The 14,911-nt window shown below is 71.4% G+C and carries 17 protein-coding genes and 3 tRNA genes; 16 read left to right on the top strand and 4 right to left on the bottom strand.

What is annotated here, in order from left to right:
* The first annotated feature begins 161 nt into the window (after positions 1-161).
* From ACH442_RS23375 to ACH442_RS23355, 5 genes are all read left to right on the top strand, one after another.
* Positions 162-1,424, top strand: a complete 1,263-nt coding sequence (locus ACH442_RS23375; protein WP_396340206.1) for a sensor histidine kinase — start codon at positions 162-164, stop codon at positions 1,422-1,424.
* The gene (locus ACH442_RS23370; RefSeq protein ID WP_396340205.1) at positions 1,421-1,858 is read left to right on the top strand and encodes a roadblock/LC7 domain-containing protein; all 438 of its coding nucleotides are present in this window, start codon (positions 1,421-1,423) and stop codon (positions 1,856-1,858) included. The genes ACH442_RS23375 and ACH442_RS23370 overlap by 4 nt, the downstream gene beginning before the upstream one ends.
* Before the next feature lie 12 nt (positions 1,859-1,870).
* The gene (locus tag ACH442_RS23365; RefSeq protein WP_396340204.1) at positions 1,871-2,221 is read left to right on the top strand and encodes a DUF742 domain-containing protein; all 351 of its coding nucleotides are present in this window, start codon (positions 1,871-1,873) and stop codon (positions 2,219-2,221) included.
* Positions 2,222-2,282: 61 nt separating this feature from the next.
* The gene (locus ACH442_RS23360; RefSeq protein WP_396340203.1) at positions 2,283-2,849 is read left to right on the top strand and encodes a GTP-binding protein; all 567 of its coding nucleotides are present in this window, start codon (positions 2,283-2,285) and stop codon (positions 2,847-2,849) included.
* 19 nt (positions 2,850-2,868) lie between these two features.
* A complete protein-coding gene (locus tag ACH442_RS23355) occupies positions 2,869-4,119 on the top strand; it encodes a styrene monooxygenase/indole monooxygenase family protein (protein ID WP_396340202.1) in 1,251 nt (416 codons plus the stop codon).
* Positions 4,120-4,245: 126 nt separating this feature from the next.
* Here ACH442_RS23355 and ACH442_RS23350 read toward each other — a convergent pair whose 3' ends face one another.
* Positions 4,246-5,061, bottom strand: coding sequence for a hypothetical protein (locus tag ACH442_RS23350; protein WP_396340201.1), 816 nt, complete (start codon positions 5,059-5,061; stop codon positions 4,246-4,248).
* A gap of 158 nt (positions 5,062-5,219) precedes the next feature.
* Entirely contained in the window at positions 5,220-5,822 is a 603-nt protein-coding gene (locus ACH442_RS23345) for a hypothetical protein (RefSeq protein WP_396340200.1), read from the bottom strand.
* A 257-nt stretch (positions 5,823-6,079) separates the two neighbouring features.
* Here ACH442_RS23345 and ACH442_RS23340 point away from each other — a divergent pair, with 257 nt between their 5' ends.
* The 9 genes from ACH442_RS23340 to ACH442_RS23300 all read left to right on the top strand — a co-directional run bounded on the left by ACH442_RS23340 (position 6,080) and on the right by ACH442_RS23300 (position 11,719).
* Complete coding sequence (locus tag ACH442_RS23340) at positions 6,080-6,940, top strand: S1C family serine protease (RefSeq protein WP_396340199.1); 861 nt, start codon at positions 6,080-6,082, stop codon at positions 6,938-6,940.
* A gap of 29 nt (positions 6,941-6,969) precedes the next feature.
* Positions 6,970-7,962, top strand: a complete 993-nt coding sequence (locus ACH442_RS23335; RefSeq protein ID WP_396340198.1) for an AAA family ATPase — start codon at positions 6,970-6,972, stop codon at positions 7,960-7,962.
* Between the two features lie 3 nt (positions 7,963-7,965).
* Positions 7,966-8,874 carry a DUF58 domain-containing protein gene (locus tag ACH442_RS23330; RefSeq protein WP_396340197.1) on the top strand — a complete coding sequence of 303 codons (909 nt, stop codon included), beginning with the start codon at positions 7,966-7,968 and terminating at the stop codon, positions 8,872-8,874.
* Positions 8,871-9,839 (top strand): VWA domain-containing protein, encoded by a 969-nt coding sequence (locus tag ACH442_RS23325; protein ID WP_396340195.1) that lies wholly within the window; start codon positions 8,871-8,873, stop codon positions 9,837-9,839. Before ACH442_RS23330 ends, ACH442_RS23325 begins: the two co-directional genes overlap by 4 nt.
* The gene (locus tag ACH442_RS23320) at positions 9,839-10,918 is read left to right on the top strand and encodes a VWA domain-containing protein (RefSeq protein ID WP_396340194.1); all 1,080 of its coding nucleotides are present in this window, start codon (positions 9,839-9,841) and stop codon (positions 10,916-10,918) included. The genes ACH442_RS23325 and ACH442_RS23320 overlap by 1 nt, the downstream gene beginning before the upstream one ends.
* A 97-nt stretch (positions 10,919-11,015) precedes the next feature.
* Positions 11,016-11,207 (top strand): hypothetical protein, encoded by a 192-nt coding sequence (locus ACH442_RS23315; protein WP_396340193.1) that lies wholly within the window; start codon positions 11,016-11,018, stop codon positions 11,205-11,207.
* Positions 11,208-11,450: 243 nt separating this feature from the next.
* Positions 11,451-11,522 (top strand) — tRNA-Gly (locus ACH442_RS23310).
* 40 nt (positions 11,523-11,562) lie between these two features.
* A tRNA-Cys gene (locus ACH442_RS23305) sits at positions 11,563-11,633 on the top strand.
* An 11-nt stretch (positions 11,634-11,644) separates the two neighbouring features.
* Positions 11,645-11,719 (top strand) — tRNA-Val (locus tag ACH442_RS23300).
* An 84-nt stretch (positions 11,720-11,803) separates the two neighbouring features.
* Here ACH442_RS23300 and ACH442_RS23295 read toward each other — a convergent pair.
* Both ACH442_RS23295 and ACH442_RS23290 read right to left on the bottom strand, forming a co-directional pair.
* Positions 11,804-12,460, bottom strand: a complete 657-nt coding sequence (locus tag ACH442_RS23295; RefSeq protein ID WP_396340279.1) for a response regulator — start codon at positions 12,458-12,460, stop codon at positions 11,804-11,806.
* Positions 12,461-12,468: 8 nt separating this feature from the next.
* Entirely contained in the window at positions 12,469-13,323 is an 855-nt protein-coding gene (locus tag ACH442_RS23290; RefSeq protein WP_396340192.1) for a sensor histidine kinase, read from the bottom strand.
* A 99-nt stretch (positions 13,324-13,422) separates the two neighbouring features.
* Here ACH442_RS23290 and ACH442_RS23285 point away from each other — a divergent pair, with 99 nt between their 5' ends.
* Both ACH442_RS23285 and ACH442_RS23280 read left to right on the top strand, forming a co-directional pair.
* Complete coding sequence (locus tag ACH442_RS23285) at positions 13,423-14,166, top strand: ABC transporter ATP-binding protein (protein WP_396340191.1); 744 nt, start codon at positions 13,423-13,425, stop codon at positions 14,164-14,166.
* Entirely contained in the window at positions 14,163-14,903 is a 741-nt protein-coding gene (locus tag ACH442_RS23280) for an ABC transporter permease (RefSeq protein WP_396340190.1), read from the top strand. The genes ACH442_RS23285 and ACH442_RS23280 overlap by 4 nt, the downstream gene beginning before the upstream one ends.
* Positions 14,904-14,911 lie beyond the last annotated feature (8 nt).

The following is a 14,911-nucleotide window of genomic DNA, read 5'->3' as shown; positions in this document are numbered from 1 at the left end:
TGATCCACTATGGAGGGGCGTACTTTCGCATTTCAGGGAGCTCAGGCTCAGTGGGATATCGCTGATGGCCGGTCTGGACAATCGGACGGTACGGTACAGATCGCCGAAGTGGTGATCTTCTGTCGTTCCGGTACTGGTGAAGGCTGATGGGGGAGCAATCGATGCCCGAGGCAAGCCGCTGGTGGAGCTGGTTGCGCGGGCGGCGGCACGAGCAGGGCGAACCCGTTGCCGTCCCGCAGCAGGGTCTTGCGCCGCAGCAACCGGAGGCGTCGGAGCGGGTCGATCCGTGGCGTCCCGTCGCCGGTGAGTTCGCCCTGCGGCTGCTCACCCTGACGTGGGAGGCCGTTCACCACATCGGGGAGGCCGAATACCGCGAGCGGGACGCCGAACAGCGCAAGACGCTGTTCCGGATCGACCACTCGGTGACCCGGGTCCGTCGCCTTGCCGAGAACCTGCGGGTGCTCACCGGTGAGCCGCTCGACGACCCGGATCAGCAGGTCACCTCGCTGCACGACGTCACGCACGCGGCCGGGGCGGCCGTCGAGCACTACGAGCGCCTGCACTTCGGGCCGATCGCGGATCTCGCCGTGGCCGCGGGTGCCGCCGACGACGTGATCCGGATCCTGACCGAGCTGATCGACAACGCGGACCGGTATTCGCCGCCGACCGAGCCGGTCGCCGTGGCGGCGCACCTGACCGGGGACGGCGACGTGGTGATCCGCGTCGAGGACAACGGGATCGGCCTGAACCCGGCCCGCCTGCCGTGGATCGAGTCGCTGCTGGAGAACGGGCCGGCCGACGGTGAGTTGCAGCCGGCGCACCTGGGCCTGGCCGTGGTGTCGGTGCTCACCCGCCGGCATCGGTCGCTGCGGGTCCGGCTGGTGCCGCGCCGGCCGGGCGGCACGGTGGCGATGCTGCTGATCGGGGCGGATCTGCTCTGCGAGGCGCCGCGCCCCGAGGCCGAGCCGGAGGCGCCGCCCACGCTGTCCCCGCCGCCTCCGCGCCACGCCCAGGACGACGCGACGATGGTGCTCCCGACGGTGCAGAAACCGATGCCGCGGCGGGTGCCGGGCAGCGTCCGCACCAGCGCGCCGCCGCCTCCGGTCACCACCGAGGTCCATCAGACCGCCTGGCACGACGACGCCGCCGACTTCAACGCCGGCGTCGACGCGGCCCGCGCCGGCGCTCAGCAGAACATCGCGTCCCGGCCCGGCGCTCAGCAGAACATCGCGTCCCGGCCCGGCGCTCAGCAGAACATCGCGTCCCAGCCCGGCGCCCAGCAGAACATCGCGCCCCGCGCCGGCGCTCAGCCAGACGGCGCCCACAAGAACAACGTGCATCAGAACGCCCCGCACCAGAACAAGACTCAAGCGAGCGTTCTCCAGAAGACAGCCCCCCAGCAAGAACCGAAGGACCCCCAATGACTGACAAACCGGATGTCTCCTGGCTGATCAGCCAGCTCGTCCGTGAGGTGCCGACGATCACCGCGGTGGTCCTGGTCTCCGCCGACGGCCTGCAACTGGCCTCGTCCGGCCATCTGAGCCGCGAGCACGCGGAGAGTGTCGCCGCGCTCGCCGCCGGTTTCCTCGGCATCACCGGCCAGCTCGGCGGCTTGCTGCAGCTCGGCGCCCCGGAGAACCTGAGTATCCGCTACCCGCACGGTCACCTGGCGTTCCTGCGGATCGACGATCCGGCCGGCGAGTTCGTCGCGGCGCTGCTCGTCTCGGCCCAGCCGCAGACCCAGATCGGCCATCTGGGGTACGCGATGACCACCTTCTCCCAGGCGGTCGGTCACGCGCTCACCCCGGAGACGCGTCACGCGCTGCACCAGCGCACCCTGCCCGCACCGGCTCGCTGAGCGGAGGCCACGATGGCCCGACGGCCGGGGCTGCACTGGAAGGTGCGCCCGTACATGACCGCCCGCGGGCGGACCAGCAGCCGCAGCCCTCTGTTGATGCACACGCTGGTCTCCACCGGTAACCGGTACGACCCGGTTCTCGCCGCCAGCCTCACGCCGGCGTCCCGTTCGCTCTACGAGCAGGCTCGCCGGATGTGTTCGGTGGCGGAGTTGTCGGCGGCCTGCAACCTGCCGCTCGGCCTGACCCGCCTACTGATCAACGACTTGCTCAAGGTCGGTCAGCTGGTCGTGCATGACGCTCGTCCCTCACAAGATCTAGCGCTTCTGGAGAGACTTCGTGCCGGGCTTCTCCGACTCACGTAGAGAAAACGAATCGCCCAGCGACAACGACCTACGTAGCGAAAACTCGCGACAAGCCCCGGAGATGACCTCGGCGAAGATCGTCATCGCCGGGGGTTTCGGCGTCGGGAAGACCACCGCGGTCGAGGCCATCTCGGAAATTCCGGCAATTCGCACGGAGTCCTGGATGACGGCCGCCGCGGCGCAGATCGACCGGCTCGATCCGGGCATCGACAAGGTCACCACCACGGTTGCCATGGACTTCGGCCGCGTGACGATCGACGATTCCCTTGTGCTCTATCTGTTCGGCACGCCGGGCCAGCCCCGGTTCTGGCCGATGTGGGACGACCTGGTCCGGGGTGCGGTCGGCGCCCTGGTCCTGGTCGACACCAACCATCTGGAGAACTCGTTCGCCGCGGTGAACTACTTCGAGAACGACGCCGACGTGCCCTGGATCGTCTGCGTCAACCTGTTCCACGGCGTGCAGACCCACGAGCTCTCCGAGGTACGGGAGGCGTTGACCCTGCCTCCGCACGTTCCGTTGATCGCCGCGGACATCCGCGAACCGCGCAACGTCGCGCACGCTTTGCTGGCCGTGGTGAACCACGCGACCGAGCGCGTCACCGCCGTCGTCCCCTCCGGCGTCGGCTAGCTACTCAGGAGGCACCACCATGCGCAAGATTCTCATCGTGGGGGCCGGTCAAGCCGGCCTCCAGCTCGCCCTCAGCCTGCGCGCCGAGGGATACGAGGTCACTCTCATGTCGGCGCGTACCCCCGAGGAGATCCGCACCGGCTGGCCCACCTCCACCCAGGCGATGTTCGACCTGGCCCTGAGCACCGAGCGGGCGTACGGGCTGAACCACTGGGAGGAGCAGACCCCGGCGATCCACGGGCTGCGGCCGCAGCTCTCCGTCGAGAAGGGACAGTTGGCGCTGGCGTTCAACGCGCCGCTGGACCGCCCGGCCCAGTCCACCGATCAGCGGATCAAGATGGCGCGCTGGCTGGAGGACGCCGAGGAACGCGGCGTCGAGGTGATCTACAACGCGGCCACCACGCAGGACCTGGACGCGATCACCCAGATCGGCCGCTACGACCTGACCGTGGTCGCGGCGGGCAAGGGTGACCTGGTGGCGATGTTCGACCGGGACCCGGAGCGCTCGCCGTACACCGAGCCGCAGCGTGGCCTGGCCGTCTCCTACGTGCACGGCCTGGGGCCGGACCCGGAGTGGCCGGAGCCGCACGTCGGCTTCCACGCCCTGCCCGGCCTCGGCGAACTGTTCGTGATCCCCGGCCTGACCCTCTCCGGCCCGTGCGACATCCTGTTCTGGGAGGTGGTCCCGGGCGGCCCGCTGGACCGCTGGGCCGGTCACTCCGGCCGGATGGCCCCGGCGCAGCACCTCGAGATCACGCTCGACCTGATCCGCGAGCACCTGCCGTGGGTCGCCGCGCGCGCCGGGAACGTGCAGCTCACCGACGCCAAGTCGACCCTGCACGGCCGTTACACCCCGACGGTCCGCAAGCCGGTCGCGCACCTGCCGGGCGGCGGCAAGGTCCTCGGTCTCGCCGACGTGGTGATCGCCAACGATCCGATCACCGGGCAGGGCAGCAACACCGCCGCGAAGGCCGCCCACCACTACCTGCAGGCCATTGTCGCCCGCGGGGACCAGCCGTTCGACGAGCAGTGGATGACGGAGACGTTCGAGGCGTTCTGGACCGCGCACGGCATGGCCGTCACCGGCTGGACGAACGCGATGCTCCAGCCGCTGCCCCCGCACGTCCAGCAGGTTCTCGGCGCCGCGACCACCAGCGAGCAGATCGCCCGTCGCTTCGCCTACGGTTTCGTCGACCCGAACGACCTGCTCAACTGGTTCGTCGACCCGGAGAAGGCCGCGGCCTACGTCGCCGAGGTCAGTGGCTCCTGACCCAGATCAAGATCAAATTTCCGATTCGGTACGTCGTGAGCACCGCGCCCGTTCCCGTTGAACGCACGACGCCGGCCTGACGACAAAGGGGGCGCCTCCGTCCTGGATGCGCCCCCTTTCCACAAGTCAGGTACCGGTACCGCCATCGGTCGTCCCGCCCTGGGTCGCGGCCCCCTGGTTCTGGTCCGTCGCGCCACCCTGGCTCGTCTGGCCCTGCTGGTTCGTGGTGCCGCCCTGCTGGCCGGTGGTGCCGTTCTGCCCGGTCTGCCCCTGCTGACCGGTGGCGCCGTCCTGGTCCTGCTGGCCACCGAAGTTGCCGCCGAAGCCGCCACCTCCGCGCATGCCGCCACCACCGGGCCCGCCCTGCTGGCTGACGCCGGCCGGGGTGGAGGAGTCGCCACCGACCGCGGACATGATCCCGGCGGTGATGCCGGAACTCGCGACCGCCGTGGCCAGCACCGCGGCGATCAGGATCGTCTTCGGGCTGCGGGCCTTCTTGGCGTTCGGGCCGGATGGCGTCCAGGCCCCGGGCGGGCCACCGGCCGGGGGACCACCGACCGGCTGCCCGGGAACCGAGCTGAGCAGGGCATCGGCCGGCTGCCCGGGGAACGCGCCGGGTGCGGGGCCGGCCGGGGGCGCGGCCGGCTGGTCGTGCGCCGACCCGGTGCCGGCGGTCGGGGACCCGTCGGAGGCGGTGCCGGGGAGGGCGACCGCAGGGGTTGCGGCGACCGGGACCGGCAGCGCGGCAGTCGTGCCGGCGGCCTGGATCGGGTGCGACCACCCCGGCGTGACGGGGGTCGGCTCGGTCGGCGGCTCGGCCTCCGGACGGGCGGCCGGCTCGGACCACGGGTCGCTCGGGGGGAGCGTGCTCACCGCGCCGGCCGGCTCGGCGACTGGCGGCGTCGGGGTGGTGTGCGGTCCGGCTTCTTCGTTGGTGCTCATGCGGCGACTCCTCGGCTCATCTCGCTGAGGCCATCGTCGCCACCGGGACTATGTGGACCCTGTCCCCGATGTAGGGGCTTGCTGTCAACTCTTCGCCCGGTGCCGCCGCCGGTCCGGCCTGTCACCCCAGGCCGGACCGGCGGCGACAGCGCCCGGTGTCAGGTGCCGACGCCGGGCGCGGTGGTGGGCTGCTGACCACCGGGGAAGCCGTCGTCCGGCGCGCCCTCCCCGTTCTGCGTGCCGCCGTTCTGCGTGCCGCCGTTCTGCGTGCCGCCGTTCTGCCCGCCGCCGGGGAAGCCGCCGCCGTTCTGCCCGCCGCCGGGGAAACCGCCGCCGTTCTGCCCGCCGAAGCCGCCGCCGTTCCGGTTGCCGCGGCCGAAACCGCCGCCCGGACCGCCCTGCTGGCTCGTCCCGCCCGGGCCGCCTCCGGAGGAGCTGTCGTTCTGGTTGACGGCGGCCATGATCCCGGCGGTCAGCGCCGAGCTGGCGATCGCGGTGGCCAGGACCGCGGTGATCAGCGTCCGCTTGAAGCTCGGTTGCCGCGGATCACCCGGCGCGGCCGGCGGCGGTGGTGTCCACGGGACCGGTGGCCCGTCGAGGAAGTCGGCCCCGGACACGAAGGCCGGCCCGGGCGTGGCCGGGGGCGGATCGCTCGGCGGTGTGGGGTGTGGCGTCCCGGCCCATGGCGACGTGGCGGGTGCCGGCGGGGCATCGGTCGCGGGCTCGGACGCGGGCACCTGGGCAGGGTGTCCGGTACTCATCGGCTTCTCCTGGTGGTGGGCGGCCTCCGGTGTCCTGTTCGGAGTCGGGCCGGAGGCGGGATACGCGTGCGAATCCTGCGCGCACCTCCTGTGCGCCACCTGTAAACGCTCTTCATGCAAGCTGATAGCTCAACGAAATTCCCGCTTTGACGGCAGATGGGCGATCTTGCGTACCGGAAACCATTAGAGGACTCACGGGGAATTCTTAGAAATCGCTCTTAGGGTCGAGTAATGCTGAGTGTGGCGGTCGTGCCGTGATGACCGTGCTCCGCCCGGACGGCTCCGAGCCCTCAGAGCCCCCGCCGGAGGAGCCGGCCCCCGGCCCAGTGGCCCGGTGGAACACTCCGGCCAGGCGCCGCAAGGCGTTGATCGCCCTGGTCGCGGTCTGGGCCGTGGTGATCACCGTGGTGGCCTTCACCCGCGGTCGCGACAACGGCCAGAGTTCGCAGGCCGCCGCGCCCAAGCCGGCCCCGTCACCGTCACCGGGCCCGCTCGCGGTCTCCGAGATCTATCAGACGTTGCTGCCCTCGGTGGTGCTGATCCAGACCACCGGCCACGACGCGAAGAAGGCCCTGGAGTCGGCCACCGGCACGGGCGTGATCGTCAATGCGGACGGCACCGTGCTGACCGCCGCTCACGTGATCGACGGCGCCGAGACCATCGAGGTGACGTACGCGGACGGCACTTCCTCCACCGCGAAGGTCGCCAGTGCGAACCCCGAGCAGGACATCGCCACCATCACTCCCGCGAAACTGCCGGAGACCCTGGTTCCGGCCGTGCTCGGCGGTGGCGTGCAGGTCGGCGACACGGTCGTCGCGATCGGCAACCCGCTCGGCCTGGTCGACTCGACCAGCAGCGGCGTCGTCTCCGGGCTGGATCGCAAGCTGACCCGCGAGGCGAAGGACGACATCGCCGGGCTGATCCAGTTCGACGCGGCGGTCAACCCGGGCAACTCGGGCGGTCCGCTCGTCAACGACCAGGGTCAGGTCGTCGGCATCGTGGTGGCGCTGGCCAACCCGACCGATGCGGGCACGTTCATCGGCATCGGATTCGCCGTCCCGATCGGCGCGGCCCTGGGCGGCGGCGAGAACGGTGACGGCCGGGCTCCACCCCTGTAGGACCGAGCACAACCAGAGGATGAGGTTTCATGAGCTGGACCGATGCCGCGCCGGCCGCCGCCGGGCCGATCGAGAAGGTGCTCTACGAGGTCAAGAAGACCATCGTGGGCCAGGACATCCTGCTCGAGCGGCTGATCGTGGCCCTGCTCGCGCGCGGTCACATCCTGGTCGAGGGTGTGCCCGGGCTGGCCAAGACCCTCGCCGTGAAGTCGCTGGCCGAGGCGATCGGTGGTGACTTCCACCGGGTCCAGTTCACCCCCGACCTGGTCCCGGCGGACATCGTCGGCACCCGGGTCTACCACCAGCCGAGCGGCGAGTTCCAGGTGCAGCTCGGCCCGGTCTTCACGAACCTGCTGCTCGCCGACGAGATCAACCGCGCGCCGGCCAAGGTGCAGTCCGCGCTGCTGGAGACGATGCAGGAGCGGCAGGTCACGATCGGCCGCGAGACGCACAAGCTGCCGAACCCGTTCCTGGTGATGGCCACCCAGAACCCGATCGAGAGCGAGGGCGTCTATCCGCTGCCCGAGGCGCAGGTCGACCGGTTCATGATGAAGGTGGTGATCGGCTACCCGACCCCCACCGAGGAGTTCGTGGTGGTCGAGCGCGCGCTCGCGCCGGCCGCGGTCATCCAGCGCATCATCGACCCGGAGACGCTGGTCACCTTGCAGCAGGCCGCCGATCAGGTCTATGTGGACCCGTCGCTGATCGAGTTCGCGGTGCAGCTGGCCAACGCGTCGCGCGACCCGGCCCGGGTCGGGCTGACCGACCTCGCGAGGTATGTGACGTTCGGCGCCAGCCCTCGATCACCGATCAGTCTCGTGCTGGCCGCGCGGGCTCTCGCGTACATCCGTGGTCGTGAGTATGTCGTGCCCGAGGACCTTTCCGACCTGGCTCTCGACGTGATGCGCCACCGGATGGTGCTCTCCTACGAGGCGCTCTCCGACGACGTCACGGCCGACCTGATCCTCTCCAAGATCCTGGCGAACCTGTCGTTCCCGGAGCCCACCGGCCGGGGCCGCTGACCCATGGCGACACCCTCCGACCGGCTGCTGCGGCGCCTGGAGTGGCGGCTCGGCCGCCGGCTCGACGGGCGGTTGCAGGGCGCGTACCGCACGGTCTGGCACGGCACCGGGATCGACTTCACCGACCTGCGTGCCTACACGCCGGAGGACGACGTCCGGCACATCGACTGGAACGTGACGGCGCGGCTGGACGAGCCGTTCGTCCGGCAGTACACGGAGGATCGCGAGCTCACCGCCTGGCTGGTGATCGACAAGTCGGCGTCGATGCGGTTCGGCGGCCACGACGGCAAGGACGCGGTCGCCACCGAGCTCGCGGTCAGCCTGGCCAAACTCGTCTCCAAGGGCGGCAACCGGGTCGGCGCGATCCTCTTCGACAACGCCGCGCACCAGGTGATCCCGCCGCGCGGTGGTCGCGACCAGATCCTGCGCATCGGTCACGAGCTGCTGAAACCGGCACCGGCGACCAAGCCGGCGAAGAAGTCGAAGAAGTCGCCCCCGACCACGGATCTCGCCGCGATGCTCAACCTCGCGGCGATGACCACGTCCCAGCGCCGCAGCCTGATCTTCGTGATGTCCGACTTCATCGGCGACCCCGGGTGGGACCGGCCGCTCGGCATGCTCACGCACCGCCACGAGGTGGTCTGCGTGCGGATCGTCGACCCGGCCGAGCTGGACCTGCCCGACCTCGGGGTGATCCTGGTCGAGGACGCCGAGACCGGCGAGCAGATCCTCGTCGACACCAGTGATCCGCTGCTGCGCAGCCGCCTCGCGACGCAGGTCGGCGCGCGGGAGACCGAGGTCGCGGAGGCGATGCGCCGGGCGGGCGTCGCGGCCCACCGGATCACCACGGATCAGGACCTGATGTCCGTGCTCGTGCAGATGGTCCAGGCGTCGGGACGAGGCCGCCGATGAGCTTCCTGTACCCGTACGTGCTGATCCTGGCGCTCTTGATCTCAGCCGGCGCCGTCGCCGCCTACGTCTCGCTGCAGCGCCGCCGCGCCGCTGCGCTTAAGGCCGCGGGTTTCGGCACGCTGGTCGGCGGGGGCCTGCGGCGCCATCTGCCGTACGCGTTGCTCCTCGCCGCCCTGCCGATCCTGCTCGTGGGGCTGGCGCGACCGCAGGCCCAGGTCGCGGTCCCGCGGGTGTCGGGCACCGTGCTGCTCGCGTTCGACATCTCCAACAGCATGGCCGCCACCGACGTCTCGCCCAGCCGGTTGGCCGCCGCCCAGGCCGCGGCCACCCAGTTCGTCGACGAGCAGCCGAGCACCGTCGACGTCGGCGTGCTCGTCTTCGGCGACCAGGCCCTGCTCACCCAGGCGCCGACCGCCGACCACAGCGCCGCGGCCGCCGCCATCGCCCGGGTCAGGCCGAGCGGCGGCACCTCGCTCGGCCAGGCCATCCTCGTCGGGCTCGGCACCATCACCGGTAAACCGGTCAGCCTGCCGACCGGCGGCAGCGCGCCCGACACCAGTGCGCTCGGCTACTGGCCGTCCGCGACCATGGTCGTCTTCTCCGACGGTGAGAACACCGGCGGGCCGGACGCGGAAGCCGCCGCCGAGCTGGCCGCCGCGGCCGGCGTGCGGATCCAGACGGTCGGCGTCGGCACGGCCAAGGGCGCCACCGTCCAGGTCGACGGCTACCAGCTGAACACCGCGCTCGACGAGAGCACGCTGACCGCGATCGCGCAGGTCACCGGCGGGGCGTACCACGCCGCCGGGGACGCCGACACGCTCAACGACACCACCAGGTCGATCGACCTCCGGCTGACCACGAAGAAGGAGCCGCTGGAGCTGACCGGCCCGTTCGCCGGGGCCGCCCTGCTGCTGCTGGCGCTCGGCGGGCTGCTCGGCACCCGCTGGCACGGAAGGATCGTGTGATGTCGTTCCACTGGCCGTGGGCGCTGGCCGCGCTGCTGGTCGTGCCGCTGTTGCTGCTGGTCCGCTGGTTCCTCGGCCGCCGCCGCAAGCGCACCGCCGTGACCGTCTCCAGCGTCGCCCTGATCCGGGCGGCGCTGCCGGGCCGGTCGGCGTGGCGCCGGCGCATCCCGGTCTACCTGTTCCTGGCCGGTCTGGTCGCGCTCAGCGGCGCCCTGGCCCGGCCGCAGGCCCGTCTGTCGGTGCCGTCCAACAACACCTCGATCCTGCTGGCGATCGACGTCTCCGGCTCGATGTGCAGCACCGACGTCGAACCCAACCGGCTCTCCGCGGCGATCGACGCGGCCCGCAAGTTCGTGAAGGGGCAGGCCGACGGCACCAAGATCGGACTGGTCGCGTTCTCCGGGATCGCCGGGCTGCTGGTCACCCCGACCGCCGACAAGGACGAACTGCTCGACGCGATCGACACCCTGAGGACCGCCCGCGGCACCGCGATCGGCCAGGCGATCCTCACCTCGATCGACGCCATCGCCGAGATGAACCCGAACGTCGCGGCGACCGGCGCCGACCTCGGTGACGCCGCCCCGGACACGGCCGGCGACTACCAGCCGGACACGATCGTGGTGCTCACCGACGGCTCCAACACCACCGGCGTCGACCCGGTCACCGCGGCCGAGCAGGCGGCGGCCCGGCGGATCCGGGTCTTCACGATCGGCTTCGGCACGACCACGCCGTCCCCGATGGTCTGCACCCCCGACCAGGTCAGCGGCGACTTGTTCACCGGTGGCGGCAACTTCGGCGGTGGCGGGTTCGGTGGCGGCGGCCGGGGCCGGGTTCAGCAGATCGACGAGGACGCGCTGACCAAGGTCGCCGACCTGACCGGCGGTCAGTACTTCAAGGCCCAGGACGCCGACGAGCTCAACGGCGTGCTCGGCGACCTCCCCGAGGAGATCGGCCTGCACAAGGAGAACGTCGAGATCAGCTTCTGGTTCGTGCTGGCCGGCGCGGTCCTGGTCGTCACCGGCCTCGGGCTCTCCCTCTGGTGGAACCGCGGTCCCCGGCTACCGGCGCCGAAGGGTTGATTTCGTCGAACGTTCAATGATTCGGGACTGGTCGAACGGATGGCCCGCCGCGATCCGTACTCATGCGAGATTGGCGCGCGTGTTCGAGGAGGCCCCGATGATGGAAGAAGCATTTGTGGCGTACACCGCCGGTCACGCCGACGGCTCGGCCGGGCGGCGTGACGTGCAACTCGCCGAGGACCCGCAGACCGGGTCGGACTACCGGATCGGTGTGGTGGACGGCAGCGTGGCGGCGTTCCAGGCCGAACTGCTGGCCGAGGTCCGCCGCCTCCTCGGCGAGGCCCACTGACCGTTCCGCCCGCGGCCTCCGACGGGTGCTGAGGTGTGCTCGTCGGCCGGCCGGCGTTCGTACGCGACCTCCGCGACCGGTTCGGGCCATGGCGCGCCTCGTTCTCCCGGCTGGTGTCTCGGTGAGGCGGACGGCTGAAGAGCTGCTCACCAGGGGTTCCGGGAGTCGGGGTGACCCCGCTTTGGCATCGGGCCGGGGGCTCGGCTAAAGTTTTGTTCGTCGCCAGGGAGACCGGGCGGCAACGCGGAAGTGGCGCAGTGGTAGCGCATCACCTTGCCAAGGTGAGGGTCGCGGGTTCGAATCCCGTCTTCCGCTCGGAGAGGCTGTTGCGGTTCCACGTGGCACCGGCCGGCTCGGTGGAGTGGCCGAGAGGCGAGGCAACGGCCTGCAAAGCCGTGTACACGGGTTCAAATCCCGTCTCCACCTCGCAGTGTTGCGGGCGATTGGCGCAGCGGGAGCGCGCTTCCTTGACACGGAAGAGGTCACTGGTTCGATCCCAGTATCGCCCACCAGTAGAAGTAGTGCCTGAACCGGCTCATCGAATCGATGGGTCGGTTCTTTGCTTTCCGGCAGCCGCCTGTGGCGCCCCGGGCCGGTCACGGGTGGGGCGGGCGGACGAGGCCGTTCTCGTAGGCGGCGATGACCAGTTGGGCGCGGTCGCGGGCTCGGAGTTTGGCCAGCAGGTTGCCGACGTGGGACTTCACGGTCTTGACCGAGATGCCGAGGGTGTCGACGATCTCCTGGTTGGAGAGGCCCCGGGCGATCAGCAGCAGCACCTGGGACTCGCGGTCGGTGAGTACGCGCAGGTCGCTGATGCGGGTGGCGGACGGGCGGCTGACGTAGTGGTCGACCAGGCGGGTCAGGATCGCGGGGGCGAAGAGGGACTCGCCGGCGTGGGTGCGGTGCACGGCGTCGAGCAGGTCGGCGGGGTGGGCGTCCTTCAGCAGGAAACCGCTGGCGCCGGCCCGCAGCGCGCCGTAAACATATTCGTCCAGCTCGTACATGCTCAGGACCAGGACGCGGCTGGCGGCCAGCCGGGGGTCGGCGGTGATCTCGCGGGTCGCCTCGATGCCGTCGCCGCCGGGCATGCGGATGTCCATGAGGATCACGTCGGGGGTGAACTGCCGGGCCAGGCCCACGGCCTCGGTGCCGGTGGCCGCCTGCGCCACGGTGGCCAGGGCCGGGTCGCCGTCGACCAGGACGGCCAGGCTGTGCCGCATGAGCGGCTGGTCGTCGGCGATGAGCACGCGGATCTCGGCGGTCACGGACTCTCCCGGTCGGGGATGCGGGCGGTCAGCCGGAACCGGCCGGCCAGGCGGCCGGTGTGCAGTGTCCCGCCCAGGGTGGCCACTCGCGCCCGCAGGGCGTCTAGGCCGTGGCCCGCTCCCGGTTGCGGGCGCCAGCCGTCGCGCGGGCCGGAGTCCTCGACGTCCACGACGATCGACGCGGCCTCCCGGGCCACGCTGACCCGCGACCGGACCGGGCCGGCGTGCCGGACGGTGTTGTTCAGTGCCTCGCGGACCACGGCGCAGACGGTGAGCTGCGTGCCCGCGGACACGTCACCGACCTCGCCCAGGGACAGCGATGCGGTCAGGCCGGCGGCGTTCGCGGCGGCGACGATCGCCGGGAGGTCGGCCAGCGTCTCGGCCGGGCGCAGCGGTGCCGCGCCGGGGGTGCGCAGGACCCCGAGCATCCGGCGCAGCTCGACGGTGGTCTCCCGGCTGGTGCGTTCGATGTCGGTCAGGGCACTGCTGCGCTCCGCCTCGCCGGCCGGGCCACGGAGGCTGCGGGCGGCGGCGGCCCGCACCGTGATCAGGCCGAGGCCGTGCGAGACCAGGTCGTGCAGGTCGGCCGCGATGCGGAGCCGCTCGGTCTGCGCGGCCCGCTCGGCGGCCCAGGCCGCGAGCTCCTCCTCGTAGCGCCGGCGTTGCGCCCGGGTGCGCGCGAAAGCCCAGCCCACCACCGTGACGGTGAACACGGCGGCGACCGCGGCGACCGCACGGCCGGCCCGTGCTCCGTCGACCCCGGTCGTGGTGAGGAGCAGCGCGAACACGCCCAGCACGATGAACGCGACGGTCCACACGCGAGAGTGCCACGACGGCCGGACGGACTCCATCGTCGGATTTTAGGTGCGCTCTCGTCGGCTGCCATCAGACCACGGTCTGACAGACCTGGGTCCGATGGCAGGCGGGGATTTCCGCGCTGGAATGGCGGCATGATTGCGATCGACGGTCTCACCAAGACGCACCGCGGGCGTGCCGTGCTCTCGGACGTCACCTTTCGCGCCGAGGCGGGGCGGGTGACCGGCTTCCTCGGCCCGAACGCGGCCGGCAAGTCCTCCACGCTGCGCGTCCTGCTCGGCCTGGACCGGCCCACGGCCGGTGCCGCACTGATCGGCGGCCGGCCCTACCGGAGTCTGCGCGAGCCGCTGCGCACCGTCGGGTCGATGCTGGACGGTGCGGGCGCGCACCGGGCGCGCACCGCCCGTGGCCATCTGCGCTGGGTGGCCCGCTCGCACGGGCTCCCGGGGCGTCGCGTCACCGAGGTGCTGGAGCGGGTCGGGCTCGCGGACACCGGGCGGACCCGGGCCGGGCGGTTCTCGCTGGGCATGCGGCAGCGTCTCGGCCTGGCCACGGCGCTGCTCGGCGAGCCGGCCGCGCTGGTGCTCGACGAGCCGGCGAACGGTCTGGACCCGGAGGGTGTCCGCTGGTTGCGTGGCGTGGTCCGGGATCATGCCGCCGCGGGTGGCACGGTGCTGCTGTCCAGTCATCTGATGAGCGAGGTCGCCGAGGTGGCCGACGATCTCGTGGTGATCGCCGGTGGCCGGGTCCGGGCGGCCGGGCCGCTCGCGCAGGTCATCGCGGGCCATGAGTCATTGGAGGAAGCGTTCTTCGCCCTGACCGAATCTGATACCGAGGCCCACGCCGGAGCCGGCCCGGGGATCGGCGGTCGGCGATGACCCTGTCGCGTGCCCTCGCCGCCGAGTTGTCCAAGACCGTCACCCTCCCGGCGTCCTGGGCCGGCGCCGCCGTCGCCCTGCTCGGGTCGTTGCTGATCACCGTGCTGAACGCGTATGCCGTGCACGCCGACCCGGCCGGCCGGGCGTTCACCGCACCGCTGGAGGTCGCGTTCGCCGCGATGCCGCTGGGCACGGTGGGCGCCACCGTCCTGGGGGTGACGATCTTCAGCAGTGAGTACACCGGGGAGCGGCAGATCGCCATCAGTCTCGCCGCGGTGCCGGGGCGCATGCGGATTCTCGCCGCGAAGGCGATCGTCGTCGTCCTGCTCGTCGCGGTGACGGCCGCGGTCACGATGCCGCTCACCATCGGGGTCGCCCGGCTGATGATCGGCGAGACCGTCAGTGTCTCCGAGGCGGTGACGCGGTGCCTCGGCGCCACGCTCTACTGGATTCTCAGCGGGCTCATCGCGCTGGCGATCACCGTGGTCGCCCGCAGCGGTGTCGTCCCGCTGGTGGTGCTGATCGTCAACGGGTCCCTGGTGTCGTTCTCGCTGCTGATCAGCAAGGTCAGTCCGATCGGCTTCTGGCTGCCGGACATGGCCGGGCGCCGGCTGTTCGGGGACGTTCCCGCCACCGAGGGCGGTCTCCGTGTCGTGCCGGGCGCGCTGGTCATGGCCGGCTGGACCGTTCTTCTACTGGCTGTCGCCGGAGAACTTTTCCGCCGGCGCGATGCGTAGAAGGTCGC

The organism is Actinoplanes sp. NPDC020271 (assembly GCF_044388125.1).
Taxonomy (GTDB): domain Bacteria; phylum Actinomycetota; class Actinomycetes; order Mycobacteriales; family Micromonosporaceae; genus Actinoplanes.
The sequence above is the reverse complement of the archived record's forward strand: the minus strand, read 5'-3'. Positions and strand labels throughout refer to the sequence as shown.